This window comes from Acidovorax sp. (genome assembly GCF_046314175.1).
Classification (GTDB): Bacteria; Pseudomonadota; Gammaproteobacteria; order Burkholderiales; family Burkholderiaceae_C; genus Acidovorax.
On sequence record NZ_JBKBXG010000096.1, the window covers coordinates 1 to 19,429 of the forward strand.

The 19,429-nt window shown below is 62.9% G+C and carries 19 protein-coding genes and 1 pseudogene; 13 read left to right on the plus strand and 7 right to left on the minus strand.

Features of this window, described 5'->3' with window-relative positions; all coding sequences use genetic code 11:
- The 4 genes from ACK4OE_RS21295 to ACK4OE_RS21310 form a co-directional block, all read left to right on the plus strand.
- The coding region (locus ACK4OE_RS21295; RefSeq protein WP_409887854.1) for a hypothetical protein at positions 1 to 533 on the plus strand (533 nt) is incomplete at its 5' end.
- Positions 534 to 873: 340 nt separating this feature from the next.
- Positions 874 to 1,386: a hypothetical protein gene (locus ACK4OE_RS21300; RefSeq protein ID WP_409887856.1), complete on the plus strand. Its 513-nt coding sequence runs from the start codon at positions 874 to 876 to the stop codon at positions 1,384 to 1,386.
- Between the two features lie 280 nt (positions 1,387 to 1,666).
- Positions 1,667 to 2,293, plus strand: coding sequence for an SMI1/KNR4 family protein (locus tag ACK4OE_RS21305; protein WP_409887858.1), 627 nt, complete (start codon positions 1,667 to 1,669; stop codon positions 2,291 to 2,293).
- A 390-nt stretch (positions 2,294 to 2,683) separates the two neighbouring features.
- The gene (locus tag ACK4OE_RS21310; RefSeq protein ID WP_409887860.1) at positions 2,684 to 3,139 is read left to right on the plus strand and encodes a hypothetical protein; all 456 of its coding nucleotides are present in this window, start codon (positions 2,684 to 2,686) and stop codon (positions 3,137 to 3,139) included.
- A 566-nt stretch (positions 3,140 to 3,705) separates the two neighbouring features.
- Here the strand turns inward: ACK4OE_RS21310 and ACK4OE_RS21315 are convergent.
- The 3 genes from ACK4OE_RS21315 to ACK4OE_RS21325 all read right to left on the minus strand — a co-directional run bounded on the left by ACK4OE_RS21315 (position 3,706) and on the right by ACK4OE_RS21325 (position 5,603).
- Positions 3,706 to 4,104, minus strand: a complete 399-nt coding sequence (locus ACK4OE_RS21315; protein WP_409887862.1) for a type II toxin-antitoxin system RelE/ParE family toxin — start codon at positions 4,102 to 4,104, stop codon at positions 3,706 to 3,708.
- A 16-nt stretch (positions 4,105 to 4,120) separates the two neighbouring features.
- Entirely contained in the window at positions 4,121 to 4,444 is a 324-nt protein-coding gene (locus tag ACK4OE_RS21320; protein WP_409887863.1) for a type II toxin-antitoxin system Phd/YefM family antitoxin, read from the minus strand.
- A 244-nt stretch (positions 4,445 to 4,688) separates the two neighbouring features.
- Entirely contained in the window at positions 4,689 to 5,603 is a 915-nt protein-coding gene (locus ACK4OE_RS21325) for a LysR family transcriptional regulator (protein ID WP_409887865.1), read from the minus strand.
- Positions 5,604 to 5,880: 277 nt separating this feature from the next.
- Between ACK4OE_RS21325 and ACK4OE_RS21330 the strand changes: the two genes are divergently transcribed.
- From ACK4OE_RS21330 to ACK4OE_RS21365, 8 genes are all read left to right on the plus strand, one after another.
- Positions 5,881 to 6,012 (plus strand): hypothetical protein, encoded by a 132-nt coding sequence (locus ACK4OE_RS21330; protein ID WP_409887867.1) that lies wholly within the window; start codon positions 5,881 to 5,883, stop codon positions 6,010 to 6,012.
- Positions 6,009 to 7,199 (plus strand): NAD(P)/FAD-dependent oxidoreductase, encoded by a 1,191-nt coding sequence (locus tag ACK4OE_RS21335; RefSeq protein WP_409887869.1) that lies wholly within the window; start codon positions 6,009 to 6,011, stop codon positions 7,197 to 7,199. Before ACK4OE_RS21330 ends, ACK4OE_RS21335 begins: the two co-directional genes overlap by 4 nt.
- A gap of 49 nt (positions 7,200 to 7,248) precedes the next feature.
- Entirely contained in the window at positions 7,249 to 8,928 is a 1,680-nt protein-coding gene (locus ACK4OE_RS21340) for a thiamine pyrophosphate-binding protein (protein ID WP_409887871.1), read from the plus strand.
- A gap of 244 nt (positions 8,929 to 9,172) precedes the next feature.
- Positions 9,173 to 10,390 carry a Y-family DNA polymerase gene (locus ACK4OE_RS21345; RefSeq protein ID WP_409887886.1) on the plus strand — a complete coding sequence of 406 codons (1,218 nt, stop codon included), beginning with the start codon at positions 9,173 to 9,175 and terminating at the stop codon, positions 10,388 to 10,390.
- Between the two features lie 109 nt (positions 10,391 to 10,499).
- Complete coding sequence (locus ACK4OE_RS21350) at positions 10,500 to 11,156, plus strand: RNA polymerase sigma factor (RefSeq protein WP_409887873.1); 657 nt, start codon at positions 10,500 to 10,502, stop codon at positions 11,154 to 11,156.
- The gene (locus tag ACK4OE_RS21355; protein WP_409887875.1) at positions 11,153 to 11,956 is read left to right on the plus strand and encodes an anti-sigma factor domain-containing protein; all 804 of its coding nucleotides are present in this window, start codon (positions 11,153 to 11,155) and stop codon (positions 11,954 to 11,956) included. Before ACK4OE_RS21350 ends, ACK4OE_RS21355 begins: the two co-directional genes overlap by 4 nt.
- A gap of 150 nt (positions 11,957 to 12,106) precedes the next feature.
- Positions 12,107 to 12,595 (plus strand): tetratricopeptide repeat protein, encoded by a 489-nt coding sequence (locus ACK4OE_RS21360; protein WP_409887877.1) that lies wholly within the window; start codon positions 12,107 to 12,109, stop codon positions 12,593 to 12,595.
- 140 nt (positions 12,596 to 12,735) lie between these two features.
- A complete protein-coding gene (locus ACK4OE_RS21365) occupies positions 12,736 to 14,295 on the plus strand; it encodes a methyl-accepting chemotaxis protein (protein ID WP_409887879.1) in 1,560 nt (519 codons plus the stop codon).
- Between the two features lie 56 nt (positions 14,296 to 14,351).
- On the opposite strand, the gene queF is transcribed toward ACK4OE_RS21365, so the two are convergent.
- Genes queF through yaaA form a run of 3 tightly spaced genes read right to left on the minus strand, consistent with a single transcriptional unit; the run spans position 14,352 to position 17,010 of the window.
- Positions 14,352 to 15,197 (minus strand): NADPH-dependent 7-cyano-7-deazaguanine reductase QueF, encoded by an 846-nt coding sequence (gene queF / locus ACK4OE_RS21370; protein ID WP_409887881.1) that lies wholly within the window; start codon positions 15,195 to 15,197, stop codon positions 14,352 to 14,354.
- Positions 15,198 to 15,254: 57 nt separating this feature from the next.
- Positions 15,255 to 16,163 (minus strand): 2OG-Fe(II) oxygenase, encoded by a 909-nt coding sequence (locus tag ACK4OE_RS21375; protein ID WP_409887883.1) that lies wholly within the window; start codon positions 16,161 to 16,163, stop codon positions 15,255 to 15,257.
- Positions 16,164 to 16,215: 52 nt separating this feature from the next.
- On the minus strand, positions 16,216 to 17,010 hold the full coding sequence (gene yaaA, locus ACK4OE_RS21380; protein WP_409887884.1) for a peroxide stress protein YaaA: 795 nt from the start codon (positions 17,008 to 17,010) through the stop codon (positions 16,216 to 16,218).
- A gap of 844 nt (positions 17,011 to 17,854) precedes the next feature.
- Here yaaA and ACK4OE_RS21385 point away from each other — a divergent pair.
- Positions 17,855 to 18,052 (plus strand): hypothetical protein, encoded by a 198-nt coding sequence (locus ACK4OE_RS21385; RefSeq protein WP_409887888.1) that lies wholly within the window; start codon positions 17,855 to 17,857, stop codon positions 18,050 to 18,052.
- A 1,036-nt stretch (positions 18,053 to 19,088) separates the two neighbouring features.
- Here ACK4OE_RS21385 and ACK4OE_RS21390 read toward each other — a convergent pair.
- A pseudogene (locus ACK4OE_RS21390) lies at positions 19,089 to 19,415 on the minus strand (ribonuclease E/G); the annotation flags it as partial.
- Between the last annotated feature and the right edge of the window lie 14 nt (positions 19,416 to 19,429).

The following is a 19,429-nucleotide window of genomic DNA, read 5'->3' on the forward strand; positions in this document are numbered from 1 at the left end:
ACGGGCTGTTGTGGGCTGCCAGCGCAGTGGCCTTTGCGCTGTTGGTGGCCGTACCCCGCTGGTTGCCGGACCAGTGGGGTGGCGCTTTGGCCGCGCTGCTGTTTGTGGGCGTGCAGTGGGCGGGGCTGCGATGGGCCGTGGGCCCGGCTTGGGTGGCCCTGTTCAGGCGCCCTCGATGGCGCGATGTGGCGCTGGGGCTGGTTGCAGTGCCTTTGGTGATCGGCTTGCCCGCGCTGGTGGCTGCATATGGGTTGGGCATGTCTCACCTCAGTGCCAACGCCAGCATCGATGCTGTTGCGGGCTTGTCCCCGGCGCAGCTGGTTGGGCGGTTCGCACTGGTTGCCGTGCAACTGCTGGGCGAAGAGCTGGTCACCATCCTGCCACTGCTGGCCACCGTGGCCTTGCTGCACCGCGCTGGTATGCCCGCCCGTTGGGCCGTGGCCCTGGCCTGGGTCGCAACAGCTCTGGTGTTTGGCGCACTGCACCTGCCCACCTACCGTGTGCTACACGCTTCCCGTCTATGTTCCTGCTAGCGCTTTCACTTGGGGCAGAATTCGGCCAATAGCGGTCAGATGAATCGTTGCGAAGGCACTTCTTGAACAATACGAACCAGTCCCACGACGAAGTAGTCGCCACTGACATCGCCAAGAGCGTCAACCACCATTTCAAGAGGGAGGGACGATTGATGATCTGGTTTGCTATTGGCGTACCAGTCATCTTGCTGATCGGCGCCTTTGTGTTTGGTCCCGCTCTCCTCACTCTCGCTGGTAGGTAGAGTGATAGGCGCGTAACTGGCAACATACGGCCATTACCAGCCCTCAAGAATCAGGCGCTGGTCTCCTCACTGTCGAGAAAAAAGAATGGAAGCAAGCTTTGGAACCCGCCTCAACGCCTGACTCCGGCGAAACAGCAGGACAATTGTGGGCGCGTCATGACTCGATGCAGACTGAGGCTGCCTCTTTACTAGGACAGATGCTTTTCGCGTTCTCGCGCATCGATGTGAACCTGGGGCTCTGCCTAGCGTGGATGGATGATGGCAAGAGATTGGAAGCTCTATCAAAGTCAATCGAAGGGCAGAACGTCCACACCAAGCTCCAAACGCTTTCGAAGCAAGTCGCTGAGAAGTTTCCGGCGGGTTCTAAACGTCGCGCGGCCTATGAACGTTGGATTGAGCGTGTGCATGCTGCTCGTGAACAGCGCAATCAGATGGTCCACGGACGATGGGGCGTCGAGGCTCGGCGTCACAAGGTCGTCAACGTCGTTGGACTGCCCTCCGGTACGCAACAAAGTATTGAATACACGCTTGCGGAATTGACCGCGTTCAACGACGAGTTGGGCGCGTTGGCGCGGGAGCTATCCAGGCTGAGAGAGCACTGGCCTATCTAAGAGACACATTCACTCACTGGCCGCTTGCGGCGGATTCAACGTCTCTTTTGGGCCCTCAGCAGCCGGTGGACACCATTACCCAAAAGCAGCCGTTGGTTAACTAGCCGCTGGCTGGCAGATCAAAACGTGCTGCCGGAGTGCCCTGCCCCCTGCTGGCAAACTATAGTTTTGCCTCGTTGACGCCTGCCGGGTTTCGCGGAATTTTTACCCCTGGGCGTTTGAACAGCCTTGCGCTTGCATACCCGGGCTGTAAGCCACTTTTACTCCCTCGTGAGCACATATGACTACAGAGAACCCTTCGGAACAGTGGCCACCTGCAAATTGCGCGCCCTTGGCTTGGCCAACACTACCCAGTCAAGCGGAAAGATTTGCTTGGTATCGGTCAGTCATTGAAGACTATTCGCTATTGTGGGAAGGCCATGTAACTCAAGCAAATTTGGCGCCTGTCAGCGAAAGCGACCTGTCTGGACTTGAAGCGCGCTTGGGGTGTCCATTACCACCCGCGCTGCGCGCTTACCATTCCGAATTTGGTGCTTTGTCATTGGCGGAAAAGCTCTGTAGCGTCACTAATGGAGAAACGCCTATTCAACCTTTGCTTGATGCGTATTCTGGTATTTCTGACATTGCCGAGAACGAAGCAGATATAGCTTTGGCTAGTGAGTTGGTTGTTTTTGGTGACTATCTTGGTAATGGCAACATGTTTTGTTTTCATAGACAAACCGGCGAGGTTTATTTCTTCGACCATGATACAAGGGCCATGCTGACTCCGTTCTTTTCATCCACGCAGGTATATTTAGATGCTCTTATGATCCGTTGCCTTGCTGAGGTTCATGAAAGCGATGAAGGCGGAGAAGCCGTTTTAGTTGAGCGTTTTGGTAATGCTCTGGTAAGGAAATGGCTTTATTGATACGCCAATTGCCCAACATGGCGCTCAACCTCGCTCCTTCCAGTCGTTGGACGCTGCGCGATAAAACCGCGCAGAGCCGGTTAGCTCTACGTTGAGTGTCCCCTTTACCCAAGTGCCTCCGGCTGCTCCTGGCCGGATTCTGCCCCACGGCGAGGGGCACTAGCGGGCCCTGAGCCGACGGTGGACTCCCTTCGTCAAAAATGGCTACCGAAGACAACTTGACTCCCTTCGACGTGACGCGACTGTGACCAGTGTGTACGCCAACTCGACTGGGAAACGTAAGTTTTGTGGAAGTTATGTGACGCCACATTCAAAGACAGGCCAGCACGCGGAATCAACACGCAAATAAGCCTTGTAGGTATACGTAGTCGAAATTATTCTAGACAGCCTATGGTCAAAGAAATAACTGCAAGCTCGAACGGCCCAACACGAGGTAGTGTGATTTTCTTTCTCGCCTTGGCAAGCGTCTTTGGGCTAATTGCGTTGTGGCCGTTCGCCCCAGCATTTGAATCGCTTAAAAAGGATGAGGCTCGCATCCATATGGTGAGAAAGGAAAACTATGTATCGACAACTACTTACCTGAAAACCAGCACTGGTCAAAATTTAATATGTATCCACACCAAGACAGGAGGATGCGATCCAAAAAAGATGAAATCTTTCTTGGATAAGAATACACACGTAAGCGTATGGCACGATGGGGAAAAAGTTTATCAACTGGCTGCTCAAAATCAAACGATTTTTCCTTATGAACACTTCAATAAAGGCAAAGGTTTTTCATCGGCCATTTCCGCTGTTTGTTTTTTGGTAGCGCTTATTCAGATTGCGATTCGCAAGAGGCTTGTTTGAGCGAAAAATCCACGGCGCTATCGGGGAGACTGGTCTGCCCATGTCGATCGGGACGGGCGTCCAATATTGCACCTCTACCTTCTGGCGCTGCTATTCGTCACCGGACATCTTTACAGTGAGCGTCCGCTTTCATCTACCGCCTCCGGCCGCTCCTGGCCGATAGTACTCATTCGTTTGCGGGCCGCGTATGACTGCAACCAGCCTTGAACGGTCTCTGAACTCGCGGAGGCTGCGGTTGTCATGGCCGCAAGCTGCAATCGCCAACTCCAGCTTAACCATCGAGTCGCCAGCGCCGACACCATTGAAACTTCTGGCGATGCCTCTGTGAGGGGCATCCGGCTGCGCGGACTCGCAACTGCAGAAGCATGACTCAGAACCGGTGGGCAATTGTCTCGACAGCGGTAATGCAATTTTGTAGCTGCTGGCGCTTTACCCATAAGCGCTAGAGCCACTTTTTCAGTCATCTTTTCACGCACCAATAGTGTCGGCCCCGTGCCGCACCAAACGCGGACGTGCCCCTTGGCTTTGAGCCTCTGTAGTCTTTACCGCCTGAATTGCTTACGCCCTCACACCGGCCAATGGCTTTCAAAATCAAACGACAGCTGCCTCTGGTGCCGAATCGACAGCAGATAAATCGTGCCCTGGACGCGCGCATACAGCAGCAGGTAGTGCGTCATCACGTACTCGCGCAGTTCGCCGTCTTGGGCGATGGCCGCGAGTTGCTGGGCAAGGCGCGCAACGCCGTTGGCGGCCTCCACCGACCGCACGGGGCGCTCTAAAAACAGTCGCCCCAGGCCCGGAAAGCGCTCCAGGTTGGGGATGGTGGTGTCCATCAGTTCGTCCAACAGCGCATCGAATGCGTGGGGCGCTTGGGCTGCTGTCAAGAAGGCTTCAATCTCGCCAAGGTTGCGTTCAAAGTTGGCGGTGAGCTTGATGACGGTGGTTGGGTTGCTGGGGGCGGTCATGTTGCAAGCCGCTCCATCAGTCTGGGCTTGGAGCTGGGGCGGCGTTGGCTGCGGTGGCGCGGCGGCGTTGCAGGGCAGACAGCGTGCTGCGCGCGTCCTTGACCTTGCCTGCAGCTACATCGGCCAGGCCTTGGCTGGCGTCGTTGATGAGCAGCAAATGAATGTGCTCGCGTTCCAACTGGTGGTAGTAGTCAAGCCGCCGGGCATCGATCATGGCGATGTAGCTCTCACCGTTTTTGGTGATGATTTTTTCGGCGCCTGCTTTGACTTGGTCGGCCAGTTCAGACAGGTTGGCGCGGGCTTGGGACAGGGGGATCACGTCACTGGCGGAGATGGCCATGGTGGGCTCCTTGTTGTGCAAAATTCTGTGCATTATACGCGCGCCTTTGAGGCGTCTGTCCAGGGTGCTTGCTGACTTGTTGCGTGTTTTCGGCCCAGTTGATGAAGCCATTTTTGTCTCAAATACTTCTATTTTTATAGCTGCTAGCGCTTTACCAATAAGCGATAGAGCCACTTTTGTTCATATTTTTTGACATACCGGTGTTTACTACCAGTACCTGCTCCAAAAGCAGTGCCCGCCCGCCTCACCCCTGCCTTTGGCCCGCGCACTCTCCCACCACCCAATCCCTGAACGCCTTCACCAGCGGCGTCTGCGCCCGCGTCTCTGGGTACACCAGGTAGTACGCGTCGTCGCTGCTGGTCAGCACGGTGGTCGATAGCTCTATCAGGCTGCCCGCGGTCAGTTCGGGTTCGATCAGAAAGCGGGGGAGCAGGGCGGCGCCCAGACCGGAGACGGCAGCCTGGGCGATCATGGCGAACTGTTCGGACCGGGGGCCGCGCAGTGCCAGGTTGGTGGGCGCGCCCACCCGTTCAAACCATTCGGCCCACTGGGTGGGGCGGGTGCTTTGCTGCAGTAGCACCACGCGGGCGATGTCTTGCGGGGTGTGTATGCCGTGCTGGCTTTGGTAGCCGGGGCTGCACACGGGTACCACTTCTTCATGCATCAGGTATTGGCACACGGCGCCCGCCCAGTGCGGTGCGCCGAAGTGGATGGCGGCATCGAACGGGGTGCCTGCAAAGTCAAACGGCTCGGTGCGTGCAGAAAAGTTGACCGTCACGTCCGGGTGCAGCGCCATGAAGCGCGGCAGGCGCGGGATGAGCCAGCGGGTGCCCAGCGTGGGCAGCACCGCCAGGTTGAGCAGGCCGTCAGTGCTGGAAAACGCCATGGCTTTTTGGGTGCTGGCGGACAGTTGCTGCAGCACCGCCAGTACGTCGGCGGCGTAGACGCGGCCAGCGTCGGTGAGCACCACGCGCTGGCGCACGCGGTGGAATAGGGCGGTGCCCAATTGGTCTTCGAGCTGGCGGATCTGGCGCGACACCGCGCTTTGCGTGAGGTGCAGTTCCTCTGCCGCGCGCGACACGCTTTGGTGGCGTGCAGCGGCCTCAAAGGCCAGCAAGTCGGCGGTGGAGGGCAGGAAGGAGCGGCGCAGCAGGGTCATGCGTGGGGGGAATGATTGGCGGTGGTGAAAATTACATGTTTTAGGCTGCTGGCGCTTAATTGATAAGCGGTGGCAGTCCTACTATTTTCAGGTGATTCATTCTGATTTGTGATCAAGTAGTTCCAATTTTTTGCTATCCAGGGCGAAGCGATTGGCGGATATTGGTGCGTTCGTTGCTTGCGTTCTCCTCTGCTGCGCCCCTGCTTTTCTGGACTCCCTGACCTTTGCGAGCCGCCATGACTGCCACCTCTGTCACCTCTGCCGCCAGCGCCTGCTGATGACCATCGATGTGCGCAAGATTCCGTCTGAAGGCCTGGGCCAGGTGCAGGAGATGATCGACACGTACAAACTTTCCCCCGCTCGCCCTGAGCTTGTCGACGCGCCCGTACATCTGGAGATGGTTGAATGACCGCTGATTCCGCTCCCATCGTCGTCATCGGCGGTGGCGTTATTGGCAGTGCCATTGCGTACTTCCTCACGCTGCAGCAGCCTGGCTGCGAGGTGGTGGTGGTCGAGCGCGACCCGACCTATGCACGCGCTTCGTCGGCGCTGTCGGCCAGCTCCATCCGCCAGCAGTTTTCTACCGACATCAACATCCAGATCTCGGCTTACGGCATTGGCTTTTTGCGCAACGCGGGCCAGCTTTTGGCTTGCAACGGTGATGTGCCCGATATTGGCCTGCATGAGGGCGGCTACCTGTATTTGGCGACGTCTGCCGGCGAGGCCACGCTGCGCGAGAACCATGCACTTCAAAAGCGGCATGGCGCCGACGTGGCGCTGCTGAGCCCTGCGCAGCTTCATGAGCGCTTTGCCTGGCTGGCGCTGCAGGATGTGGCGCTGGGCTCGCTCGGCCTGTCGGGCGAGGGCTGGTTTGATGGCTACCTGCTGCTGACCGCTCTGCGCAAAAAGGCGCAGAGCCAGGGCGTGCGCTATGTGGTCGATGAAGCCGTAGGTTTGAACATGTCAGGCAGCAATGGCGTACAACACGTGAATGCAGTGCGGCTGCAAAGCGGCACCGTGCTGCCCTGCCGTTATGCCGTGAACGCTGGCGGCCCGTGGGCAGCCGCGATTGCAGGCTGGGCGGGCATCGACCTGCCCGTGGTGGGCAAGCGACGCACGGTCTTCAACCTGGCCAGCCCCGCAGTGCTGCCGGGCTGCCCGCTGCTCATCGACACCAGCGGCATCTGGCTGCGGCCCGAGGGACAGGGCTTTATCTGCGGCTTTGCGCCAGCGGCGGACAACGATGCCGACTTTGCACCGCTGGAGCCCGAATATGCAGAATTTGAGGGCCGCATCTGGCCCACTCTGGCCGAGCGCATTCCGGGCTTTGAGGCGCTGCGCATGCGGGGCGCCTGGGCGGGTTACTACGAGATGAACACCTTCGACCACAACGCTATCGTGGGCCTGCACCCCGCGTGCGACAACCTGGTGTTTGCCAACGGCTTCTCGGGCCATGGCCTGCAGCAATGCCCGGCGGTAGGGCGCGGGCTGGCAGAGCTGATGCTGACGGGCCGCTACCAAAGCCTGGATTTGTCGCCCGTGTCCATACAGCGGCTGGTGGACCAGCACCCGCTGCTTGAAAAGAACGTGATTTGATTGCTGAATTGTTGAATTGCTGAAAACTCAGCCCCCTTTTGGAGACCCCATGACCACCCCGCACAGCCGCACCGGCGGCCAGATATTGGTAGACCAGCTCATCACCCAGGGTGTGAAGCAGCTCTTTTGTGTACCGGGCGAAAGCTATCTGGCCGTGCTGGACGCCCTGCACGATGCCGACATTGCCGTGACCGTGTGCCGCCAGGAAGGCGGCGCCGCCATGATGGCCGAGGCGCAGGGCAAGCTCACCGGCCAGCCGGGCATCTGTTTTGTTACGCGCGGTCCGGGCGCCACCAATGCGTCGGCCGGTGTGCACATTGCGCACCAGGACTCGACCCCCATGATCCTGTTCGTGGGCCAGGTGGCGCGCGGCGCCATGGGGCGTGAGGCGTTCCAGGAGCTGGACTACAGCGCCGTGTTTGGAACCATGGCCAAGTGGGTGGTGCAGATTGACGACCCGGCGCGCGTGCCCGAGCTGATCTCGCGCGCCTTCCACGTCGCCACGTCCGGCCGCCCCGGCCCCGTGGTGGTGGCGCTGCCCGAAGACATGCTGACCGAAGCCGCCGCCGTGGCCGATGCGCTGCCCTACCAGGTGACAGAGACGCACCCAGGGGCTGCGCAGATGGCCGAGCTGGCCCAGCGCCTGAAGGCCGCGCACCAGCCCGTGGCGATCCTGGGCGGCAGCCGCTGGTCCGAGCAGGCGGTGCGCGAGTTTGTCGCGTTTGCCGAGGCTTGGTCGCTGCCGGTGTATTGCTCGTTCCGTCGGCAGATGCTGTTCCCGGCCAACCATGCCTGCTACGGCGGTGACCTGGGCCTGGGCGTGAACCCGCGCCTGTTGGCGCGCATCCGCGAATCCGACCTGGTGCTGGTGGTGGGCGGGCGCCTGTCAGAAATCCCGTCGCAGGGCTACGAGCTGTTTGCGATCCCCAACCCCACGCAGCCGCTGGTGCATGTGCATGCCGATGCCGATGAGCTGGGCAAGCTGTACCGGCCCGCGCAGGCCATCCACGCTACACCGCAGGCGTTTACCGCTGGGCTGGTCAGCGTGCGACCTACTGGGCCCGTGGCCTGGCAGGCCCATGCCGAAATGGCGCGATCCGAATACGTGCTGTGGAGCGACACCAACCCCATCCAGATTCCTGGCGAGTTGCAGATGGGCCAGGTCATGCAGTACCTCAAGTCCACGCTGCCCGCTAACACCATCTTTTGCAACGGCGCGGGCAACTTTGCCACCTGGGTGCACCGCTTTTGGCCGTTCACCACCTACGCGAGCCAGCTGGCACCCACCAGTGGCTCCATGGGCTATGGCCTGCCGGCCGGCGTGGGCGCCAAGCGCCTGTGGCCACAGCGCGAGGTGGTGGTGTTCGCGGGCGATGGCGACTTCTTGATGCACGGGCAAGAGTTCGCGACTGCCGTGCAGTACTGCCTGCCCATCATCGTGGTGCTGCTCGATAACGCCATGTACGGCACCATTCGCATGCACCAAGAGCGCGAGTACCCCGGCCGCGTGAGCGCTACGCAGCTTAAGAATCCCGACTTCAAGGCCTACGCCGAGGCCTTTGGCGGGCATGGAGAGCGGGTAGAGCGAACGGATGACTTTGCGCCTGCCCTGGCGCGTGCCCGCGCGAGTGGTTTGCCCAGCGTGCTGCACTGTTTGATCGATCCTGAGGCGATCACGCCCACGGGCACGCTGCAGGGGATTCGCAGCGCGGCAATGGCGAAGCAGTGATGCGTCTGCACGACGCAGCTGTTTATTCATAGAAGTCGTTTTTTTCAAACGAAACGAAGATCTATGAATACCCGGACGGTTGAAAGCAGCTGAGCACAGGGACGACTGGCAGCAGCCTGTCACCCCGCCGCGCACAATAGCGGGCGTGACCGTCCCAGCGCCTGATCTCCCCGTTAACGAGCCCACAACGGCTGCCTCACCGCAGCGCCAGGGGCAGCGGCTGCGCCGCATCGCCCACCTCGACATGGATGCGTTTTTTGCATCCGTTGAGTTGCTGCGCTACCCCCAGCTCAAAGGCCTGCCCGTGGTGATTGGCGGTGGGCGGCGCAAGGTGGATGAACTATTGCTGCAAGGCCCGGATGGCGATGGTCTGCGCGAGCGGCATTTCATCCCGGTAGAGGACTTTCCTCTGCTCAAGGACTACGTGGGCCGGGGCGTGATCACCACGGCCACCTACCCGGCGCGGCAGTTTGGCGTGGGCTCGGCCATGGGCATGATGAAGGCCGCCAAGCTGTGCCCGCAGGCCATCGTGCTGCCGGTGGATTTTGACGAGGTGCGGCGGTTTTCACGCCTGTTCAAAAGCACCATCATGGAGATAGCCCCCGTGATGCAAGACCGGGGCGTGGACGAGGTGTACATCGACTTCACCGACGTGCCCGGCGGCCAGCGCGAAGGGGGCAGGGTGCTGGCGCGGCTTATCCAGAAGAGCATCTTTGACGTGACCGGGCTGACTTGCTCGATTGGCGTGGCGCCCAACCGGCTGCTGGCCAAGATGGCGAGCGAGTTCAACAAGCCCAACGGCATCTCCATCGTTTTCGAGGAAGACCTGCAGACCAAAATCTGGCCGCTCAACGTGCGCAAGATCAACGGCATCGGCCCCAAGGCGGGCGAAAAGCTGGCGCGGCTGGGCATAGAGACCATCGGCCAATTGGCCGCGCAGGATGAACAGTGGCTGATGGGCCACTTTGGCAAGTCCACCGGCGCATGGATGCACCGCGTGGCCTGGGGCCGCGACGACAGCCCGGTAGTGACCGAGAGCGAGCCCGTGAGCATGAGCCGCGAGACCACCTTCGACCGTGACCTGCATGCTGTGCGCGACCGGGCTGAGCTGGGCGCGATCTTTACCGACCTGTGCCTGCGCGTGGCCGAAGACCTCAAGCGCAAGGGCTATGTGGCGCGCACTATTGGCATCAAGCTGCGCTACGACGACTTCAAGATCGCCACGCGCGACCACACAGTGGACTTCTACACGGCCGACGGCGCCACTATCCGCCAACTGGCCGGGCAATGTCTCAAGCGCGTGCCGCTGGACAAGCGGCTGCGGCTGCTGGGCGTGCGGGCCAGCACGTTGGCGCGGGCGGGAGAAGAGCCTGTGCTGGAGCAGCGTGCAAAAGAACCAGCGGGCACACGCCGAAGCAAGCGCGGGGACGTAGACGCCATGGGCACAGCACAGCTGTTTTAGGGGCATGTTGCGCCGCTGCAGGAGACCGTTGCAGGCTGTGGCAATCGGCGTAAACACCCACGGTGCAGGCTAACCGTGGGCTGTGGGCCGTTTCTATACTCGACGCCATATGGTCGCCCGCAACGAAACCACTGATGCCCAGAACCCTCGCAGCGCAAGCCTGCAGGCGCTGATTCACGCCGCGGCGTCGGGCGACCATGCCTGTTTTGCACAGATCTACCAGCGCACCCACGTGCATCTGTTCGGTGTTGCCGTTCGTATGTTGGGACAAGGACAGGCGGCCGAGGATGTGCTGCAAGAGGCGTATGTGAGCATCTGGAAAAACGCTGGAAGCTACCGCAGCGAATTGGGCGGGCAGTCGATCCAGCCCATGACATGGCTGATTGCCATTGTGCGCAACAAGGCGCTGGACGCCTTGCGCGCCCGCGCGCGGCGGCCCGAGAGCCTTTGGCACGACACAGCGGAGCTTGCAGATAGTGACGCGGATGTTGGCGACGCGCAGAGTGCGGCGGCGTCCGCATCTGCCCCTGCACCCAGCGCGCTGCATCTGCTGGAGCAGGCCACCCAGGCGCTGCGCATTGAAGGCTGCATGAACGCGCTGGACGGTACCTACCGGCAAAGTCTGGCGCTGGCTTACTACCAGGGCTTGTCGCATTCTGAAGTGGCGGCGCAGATGGGCGCGCCGCTGGGTTCCGTCAAAGCATGGATCCGGCGGGGCCTTGAGCGCCTGAAAAGTTGCCTGGCTGCGCAAGGGGTGGGCGCATGAGGTACACCCACCCCGCGCTGCTGGACCACCTGGCGTCTGCCTATGTGCTGGGCACCCTGGGCGGTGGCGCGCGCCGCCGATTTGTACGGCTGCTGCGCGAGCGCAGCGACGTGCAGTTGCTGGTGGCGCAGTGGGAGGGGCGGTTGGGGCTGCTGGCCAGTTCGGTGCCGGTGCAACAGCCACCAGCCCGCGTGTGGGCCGCCATTGAGGCACGCACCCTGCCGAGCACCGCAAAGGGCTCAGATACTGCGGCTGGCGGCGCGTCTGCATCGAGCGGTTGGGCGGGTGCACTGTGGGGGCGCCAGGGCGTGTTGCAGGGCTTGGCGGGCTTGGTGCTGGGTGCATTGGCCACCGTGGCTCTGGTGATCGCGGTGCCCACGCTGTTTGTGTCGAGCGACCAGCTGGCCCTGCGCGCAGGGGACAAACTGCCGCAGGCCTATGTGGGCCTGCTGACGGACGCAGCAGGCAACGGCAAGGTTCTGGTGAGTTCGCTGCGCCATGGGCGCACGTTGACGGTGAAGGTCATCGGGCCTATCGCGCTACCAGCAATGCCAGAGTCCCCAACGCCAGCGGCCGGCGCAGCCCCGCAGATGGTGCTGTGGGCAGTGCCAGCCGACGGCGCACCGTTTGTGCTGGGCACGGTGCCGGTGACCGGCTCTGCAGTGTCGGTGTTGCCCGATACGTCGGAGAAGCTGCTGCTCAAGGTCAACAAGCTCATGGTGACACTGGAAACATCAGCAACGCCGCCAGCGCCCAGTAGCACCGTGCTTTTCACGGGCAACTGCGCCAAGTTGTGGTGACGGGCGAAGGGCGGTTTGCACCTGTTGTTTAATCAATTTCTCGGCCTTGCATCCGTTTCGCGTTCTGTGGCGTTTGTCTGAGGTGCCGATGATCGGCATGGGGCCACGCTGCCTCTCACCTTCGACTTTTACGCTTTCAGGAGCCATTTCATGCCTTCATTCAACGCTCGCACCTTGGTGTCCACACCCCTGCTCAGCCTGGCGCTGGTGCTTGTGCCCGCCTTTGCGCTGCGCGCCGCCCACGCGGCCGACACACCCACCACGCCGGTGGAGAACGCGCGCATTGACGACTTTGCGGTGGGCAAAAAAGCCATTGACGCCAAGAACTGGGCGCTGGCCGCCAGCAGCTTCAGCAAGGTGGTGGCCCAGAACCCGCAGAACGCCGACGCCTACAACCTGCTGGGCTACTCCAACCGCTGGCTGGGCAAATACGACGAGGCCTTTGCGGCCTACAACAAGGCGCTGACGCTGGACCCGCGCCACAAAGGCGCGCTGGAGTATTCGGGCATTGCGTATCTCAAGGTGGGTCAGAAAACACAGGCCGAAGCCCAACTGGCACGGCTGCAGGCCATCTGCGCGCAGTGCGAAGAAACGGCTGACCTTGCCAAGGCGATTGCAGCGTACAAACCTGCTCAGTAGTAAAGCTGGGTAATCGCCCCGCCGGGAGCCCTGTTTTGGTGCGCAATGGCGCTGTCAGCCCTTAGACTTGAATGGTATCAAGCGGTAACCGAACCGTGCCGCGTTGCCTGCGCATGCCGCAAGCCCATCAGGAGACCCTCATGCGCATCAACCTGCCAGTGACACAGCAGAACTTCGACTTCCCTGGCGACGAACTGCTGGTGTCCACCACCAACACCAAGGGCGAGATCAGCCATTGCAATCCGGCGTTTGTGCGCGTGAGCGGCTACACCTATGACGAACTCATTGGCCAGCCGCACAACATCATTCGCCACCCCGACATGCCTGCAGAGGCTTACAAGGACATGTGGCGCACCATCGGCAGGGGCGAGCCGTGGACAGGACTGGTAAAGAACCGCCGCAAGAACGGCGACCATTACTGGGTGCGGGCCAATGTGACCCCCATCCTGGAAGGCGGAAAGCCGCGTGCCTACATGTCGGTGCGCACTAAGCCCAGCGCTGCTGAGGCGGCCTCTGCTGAGGCCTTGTACGCGCAAATGCGTAGCGAGGCATCGTCTGGGGCCAGCAGCTTTTATTTGGACTCGGGCAATGTGCGCCACCGCGGTCTGCGCGGCTGGGGGCAGAGCCTGGCGAGCATGGCGCTGATGCCCCGCATGGCGCTGATGCTGGCGGTGTTGGTGCTGCTGGCCCTGGTGCCAGACGCCCTGGCGCTGCAGGGCACCACCGCGTGGGTCGCGCGGGTGGTGTTGCTGCTGTTGGGCGCTGGCTGGGTGCTGTGGCGGTTTCAGGCCACGGTGTTGAACGGGGTCGCTGACGCCACGCGGTTTGCGTCCGACATATCGGCCTGCAACCTGACCACGTCGGTGCGGGGCGACTACCCGGAGCCGCTGGGGGCGCTCATGCAGAGGCTGCAACAAACGCGGGTCAACCTGCGTGCTGTGGTGGGCGATGTGCGCACCGAGGTGCGCAACTTCACCCAGTCAGCCGCTGAAATCACGCGCGGCAGCATGGACCTGTCTGCCCGTACCGAGTCGCAGGCCAGCAGCCTGGAAGAAACTGCGGCGTCGATGGAGCAGCTGGCCAGCACGGTGCAGCAGACAGCCGAGACAGCCGCCAAGGTGTCGCGTGAAAGCGCGCAAAGCAGCGACATCGCCATGCGCGGCGGTCAGGCCGTGCAAGAGGTGGGTGCGGCCATGCAGCAAATGAAGCTGTCGTCTACCAAGATCAGCGAGATCGTGGGCGTGATCGAGGGCATTGCGTTTCAGACCAACCTGTTGGCCCTGAACGCAGCCGTGGAGGCTGCCCGCGCGGGAGAGCAGGGCCGTGGTTTTGCCGTGGTGGCGGGCGAGGTGCGGGCGCTGGCTCAGCGCAGTGCCAGCTCGGCCAAGGAGATCAGCGGGCTGATCGGCGTCACCGTGAACCAGATCGCCAGCGGCGCCCAGCAGATGGACCACGCGGGAACCACCATCCAGGGCGTGGTCGATGCCGTGGAGCGCGTGAGCACTCTGGTGCAGCAGATCAGCAGCGCGACCAAAGAGCAGTCGCAAGGCATCGCCCAGGTCAACGAAGCAGTGACCCAGCTGGACACGGTGACGCAGCAAAACGCTGCACTGGTGGAAGAATCCACCGCCGCCGCCCAGGGGCTGAAGGACAGTGCAGAGTCGCTGGGCCGCTCGGTCGATGTGTTCAATATGCCGTGATGGCGGGGGCGCCGGCGCCGTCCCTCACGCTGGTCCCGGGCGGTTGATGGCCGCTGTTATTGCCTTGCTGTGCGTGCGTTGCGCGGCAGGCCCTGGGGGTGGCTGGTGCGCAGCGGGTTGATGTCCAGGCCACCGCGGCGTGTGTAGCGCGCGTACACGGTCAGCTTGATGGGTTTGCAGCGCGTCCACAGGTCCATGAAGATGCGCTCCACGCACTGCTCGTGGAACTCGTTGTGGTTGCGAAAGCTCACCAGGTACTGCAGCAGTCCTTCCTGGTCGATCTGAGGGCCGCTGTAGCTGATTTGCACGCTGCCCCAGTCTGGCTGGCCGGTGACCAGGCAGTTGCTTTTGAGCAGGTTGCTGGTCAGTACCTCGGTCACGGGCGTTTGGTCAAACTGCGCAGTCAGCAGCTCGGGTGCGGGCTGGTACTGCGTGCATTCCACATCCAGCCGGTCCAGGCTCAGGCCGTCCAGCTCATGCACGGGCTCCTGGTCAAACAGGTCGGGGCTGATCAGCTTGACGCCCACCGTCGCAGCGCGGTCCGCACCCCGCCACACAGCTTCGCTGATGTCGGTGCGGATACGCGCCTGCACCTCGGCCGCATCGGCAAAACGCGTGTTGTTGAAGCTGTTGAGGTACAGCTTGAACGACTTGCTCTCCACGATGTTGGGCGTCTCGCACGGCACGGTGATGTGCGCCAGCGCCACCTGCGGCTTGCCGCGTTGGTTGAGCCACGACAGCTCGAACGCCGTCCACAGGTCGGCCCCGAAGAATGGCGCGGCGCCGGTGATGCCGATCTCCGCCCGTTTGCCCGCGCGCGGGATGGGGAACAGCAGCGAGGCGTCGTACTGGTCGATATAGGCCGATGCCTTGCCGAGTTGGGATTGTTCCGGGGTGTTCATGATTACTATTAAATTAATAGCTACTAGCGCTTTATGGATAAGCGCTAGAGCCTTTTTTTACTTGAATTCTCGTTCGCGCAGCCACTTGGTGGCGATCCACTTCTCGCCGGCAATCACCGGGGCGCCGCCGTGCAACGTTTTGGTGGAAGGGTGGGGGCGTTCGTAGCTGAAAAATACGGCGTTGCCGCGCTGCGGCGCCACTTCCACATGCACGTCCGGGAAGGTGGTGCCGCCGCCTTTTTCGGGGGTGTTCAGGTACATCACCAGCGTGCCCACGCGTTGCCCGCCGCGTTTGACGATGCTGGGCGTGCCGGGCTCGGCGGGGTCAAAGTAGTCGTAATGGGGCTTGTACTCGGCGCCAGGGCGGTAGTGCAACACCTGCAGGCCTTCGCCGTTTTCAATGGGCCAGTTCAGCAGGCGCGCAATGCGTTCTTCAATGCGCTGGATCAGCGGGCTCTGGCCGCGCTGAAAGAACATGCCGTCGCTGGTGCGGTCGGCGTTGATTTCTTCGCCGCCGGTCTTGGTGGCGACGGTGAGCGAGCGGGCCAGGCGCGGCTCGGCGTCAGCAATCAGGGCGTCGCATTCTTCGGGGGACAGCAGATTGCCAAACACCACAATGCGCGGCTGCGCCATGGCCAGCAGCACGTTCACGGTGCGGTCGCCGCAGTCCACCTGGGCGGGGGATTCGTCAAGCCGGGGCGTGGGTACTGGCACGGCGGCGGGCTGGCCTTGCTGCACGGCCAGTTCGTTCAGATGGTCCTGCAGCGTGACCTCCAGCGCATCGGCGGCGACGTCTTCGTCCCAGCCCGCGTCGCGCATGGACTGCAGCACCACCGGTGCCTCGTAGCCGGCCTGCGCCTGCTCGATGATCCAGCGGCGCAACTCAGGCGTGATGGCCTGCCGCGCAGCGCTGGTGCGCTGGTTCGTCAGGGTGCTGTCGGGGTGCAGGTCAGAACGCGATGCCATGGAAGTCCTTCAACGTCGATGGGGTTGCAGTGGAAAGGGGTTGTATGCCGCCTCAGGCGTCAGCCGTCTTGCGACGGTACACCAGCCGCTCGGGGCCCGATGATGCCGGTGCAAACGCGTAACCGTCCAGATCAAAGCCTTCCAGCTGCCGGGGCGTGGCAACGCGGTGCGTGATGGCATAGCGCGCCATCAGCCCCCGCGCACGTTTGGCATGAAAACTGATGATCTTGTACGTGCCGCCTTTCCAGTCCTCGAACACGCATTCGATCACGCGGGCCTTGAGCGCCTTGCGGTCCACGGCCTTGAAGTATTCCTGCGACGCAAGGTTGACGACCACGGGCGTGTCGGCTTTGGCGTCGTGGGCACGCAGCCGCGTGTTGATGTGTTCGGCAATCTGTGCGCCCCAGTATTGATACAGGTTGCTGCCCGCGTCGGTGGTCAGGCGCGTGCCCATTTCCAGGCGATAGGGCTGCATGCGGTCCAGCGGCCGCAGCACGCCATACAGGCCGCTCAAAATGGCCACATGGCTCTGCGCCCAGTCCAGGTCTTTGTCGGCTAACGTGCGCGCGTTCAGGCCCTCGTACACATCCCCGTTGAAAGCCAGCAGAGCCTGGCGCGAATTGGTGGCCGTAAAACGTGGCCGCCAGGCCTGGTAGCGCGCCACGTTGAGCGCGGCCAGCTTGTCGCTCAGATCCATCAGCGATGCGATGTCCTGCACAGACTGGGTGCGCAGCACCTCGATCAAGGCGGCAGACTGGGCCACGAACTGCGGTGTGGTGTGTGGCAGTCCCTCCGGCAGGGGGGTGTCGTAGTCGAGCGATTTGGCGGGTGACAACAGAAACAGCATGGGAATGAAGGGGCCGAAGGTGCGTGGACTTTGGAGGGTGGGGCAAGCGGGCGTTTGTCGGGGCCCGCACCGGGATGCAACCAGGGGTCGTGCAAACCCTGTGAGCGGGGCTTGCAACAGTGGCTACCCAAAATGGTACCCGGTGCGACGCCGGTTGCCGTCTTGATGGGTTTTGGCGGGCATCAATGAAAGAAGGCGGCCGAGGCCGCCTTCTTTATTGGGGGAGAGCCCGCAGCCGGGGCTGCAGGCCGTGCGGGGCATCAAGCCGCAGGGGGCTGCTCAAAAGGCAGGGTCATGGCCGACAGGTCGCGGCGGGTCTCGACCAGCACCAGGGGGCCCTCATCCATCACCACGGCGGGAGGACGCTCGCGCGGCACGCGGATCGGTTGTGGTTCGGCCGCAATCGCTGCCTGCACGGCGGCAATCTTGTCGGCGTCGGAGTTCACCCATTGCAGGCCCGACGAGGCCGCCACTTGCTGCAGCGCGTCGATAGGCAACGTGAACGCCTCAACGCGTGGCATGCCACCGGTAGCCGATGCAGCCGGTGCAGCCGCCGCAGGGGCTGGTGCAGCCGCCGCACGGACTGTTGCGGCCGGGGCAGGCGCTGCCGCAACGGGTGCGGGTGCTGCAACGGAGGGCACGGGTGCCACTGCGGGTGCTGGTGGCGCCACAGGCGCTACCGGAGCCACGGGTGCTGGCGCTGGCGCAACAGGCGCTGCCACAGGGGCCGGTGCTGCAGCAACCGGTGCCGCGTCTGCCGACGGGGCTGGTGCGCTGAAGTAGCTGCGACGTGGCGCCTCGTCCTGCCCGGCAGCGGGCTCGGCCTGCAGACCAGCGGGCGTCGATGGGTCTAGATCCATCATCGCAGGTGCGGCTGCATTCGATGCCGCGGAGGAGTCGGCATTGCCGTTGTCGCGCGGGCCCCGTTCGCCACGCTCGCGGCGGTCACGGCCGTAGCGGTCGCGGGACCGGCGTTCACGACGCTGCTGCTCTTCGGTGGCGGGGGCTTCGTTGCCCGTCAGGTCCAGGTCGGGCAGCGTAGCCAGCGGGGCTGTGTCAACAAAGTCACTGGGTGGCACGGCCGACGCGGTGGCGATTGCGGTGGCGTCCTGGGCTTCCACGGCACGGGGTGCGCGCTCGCCACGTTCGCCACGGTTTCCACGGTCACCACGTTCCCGGCGGGGGCCACGTTCGCTGCGGGGTTGCTGTGCGCCTTCGGCAACGTTGCCGTTCGGGCCTTCCGCCTGCGCCTGTGCGGCGGTGCTGTCACCGTTCACACCTGCGGCCTGGTTGCGGGGCTCGGCATCGCGGCGGGGGCGGCCACCTTCACGACCATTGCGTCCGTCACGACCCTGGCCCTCACGGCCCTCGCGTGCTTCGCCTTCGGGGCGGTTGGCGTCGCGGGGTGGGCGGCCTTCTGCATCGCGCGGTGCACGGCCTTCGGCCGAGCGTTCGCCGCGGCGGCCACGGCCTTCGGGGGCGCCTTCGCGGTTGCCGTCGCGGGGAGCGGCGTCGCGCTGCCCATCACGGCTTCCGTCACGATTGCCATCACGGCTACCACCGCGCCCGCCACGGCCACCACGGCCTTCGCCATTGCGGCCATCGCGGCGGGGTTCGCCACGGCTCGTGGTTTCTGTCGGGGTGACGGGTGCGGGCGCTGCTGCGGGCGCTGGCGCTGCCGGCGCATTGCCGAACCCGAACAGGCTCTTGAGCCAGGCAAAGAAGCCTTGCTCCTGCGGCGCTGCAGCTACAGGCGCAGGCGCGGCCACCGGGGTTGGTGCCGCTGCGGTAGCCGCTGGGCGCTGGCCACCACGGGGTGGGCGTGCGGCGCCTTCAGGGCGGGGCTCGCGCGGTTCGGCGATGGGGGCGGGTGCGTCAGGCAGCACGCCCTTGATCACGGGAGTCTGCTTGTTGGTGGGCTCTTGCGAGCGGCGCGTCACGGCCGTGGGGTCTTCCACGTCTTCAGCAAGCTTGTAGCTGGCTTCGATGTGGTCCAGGCGCGGATCGTCGTGTTTCAGGCGTTCCAGGCGGTAGTTGGGGGTTTCCAGCGTCTTGTTGGGAACCATCAGCACGGCCACGCGCTGCTTGAGTTCGATCTTGGCGATCTCGGTACGCTTTTCGTTCAGCAGGAACGAAGCCACTTCCACCGGCACCTGGCAGTGCACGGCAGCCGTGTTGTCCTTCATCGACTCTTCTTGAATGATCCGCAGGATCTGCAGCGCCGACGATTCCGTGTCGCGGATGTGGCCCGAGCCGCCGCAGCGGGGGCAGGGGATGGACGAACCTTCGCTCAATGCCGGCTTCAGGCGCTGGCGGCTCATTTCCATGAGGCCGAACTTGCTGATGGTGCCGAACTGCACGCGGGCGCGGTCCTGGCGCAGCGCGTCGCGCAGGCGGTTTTCCACTTCGCGGCGGTTCT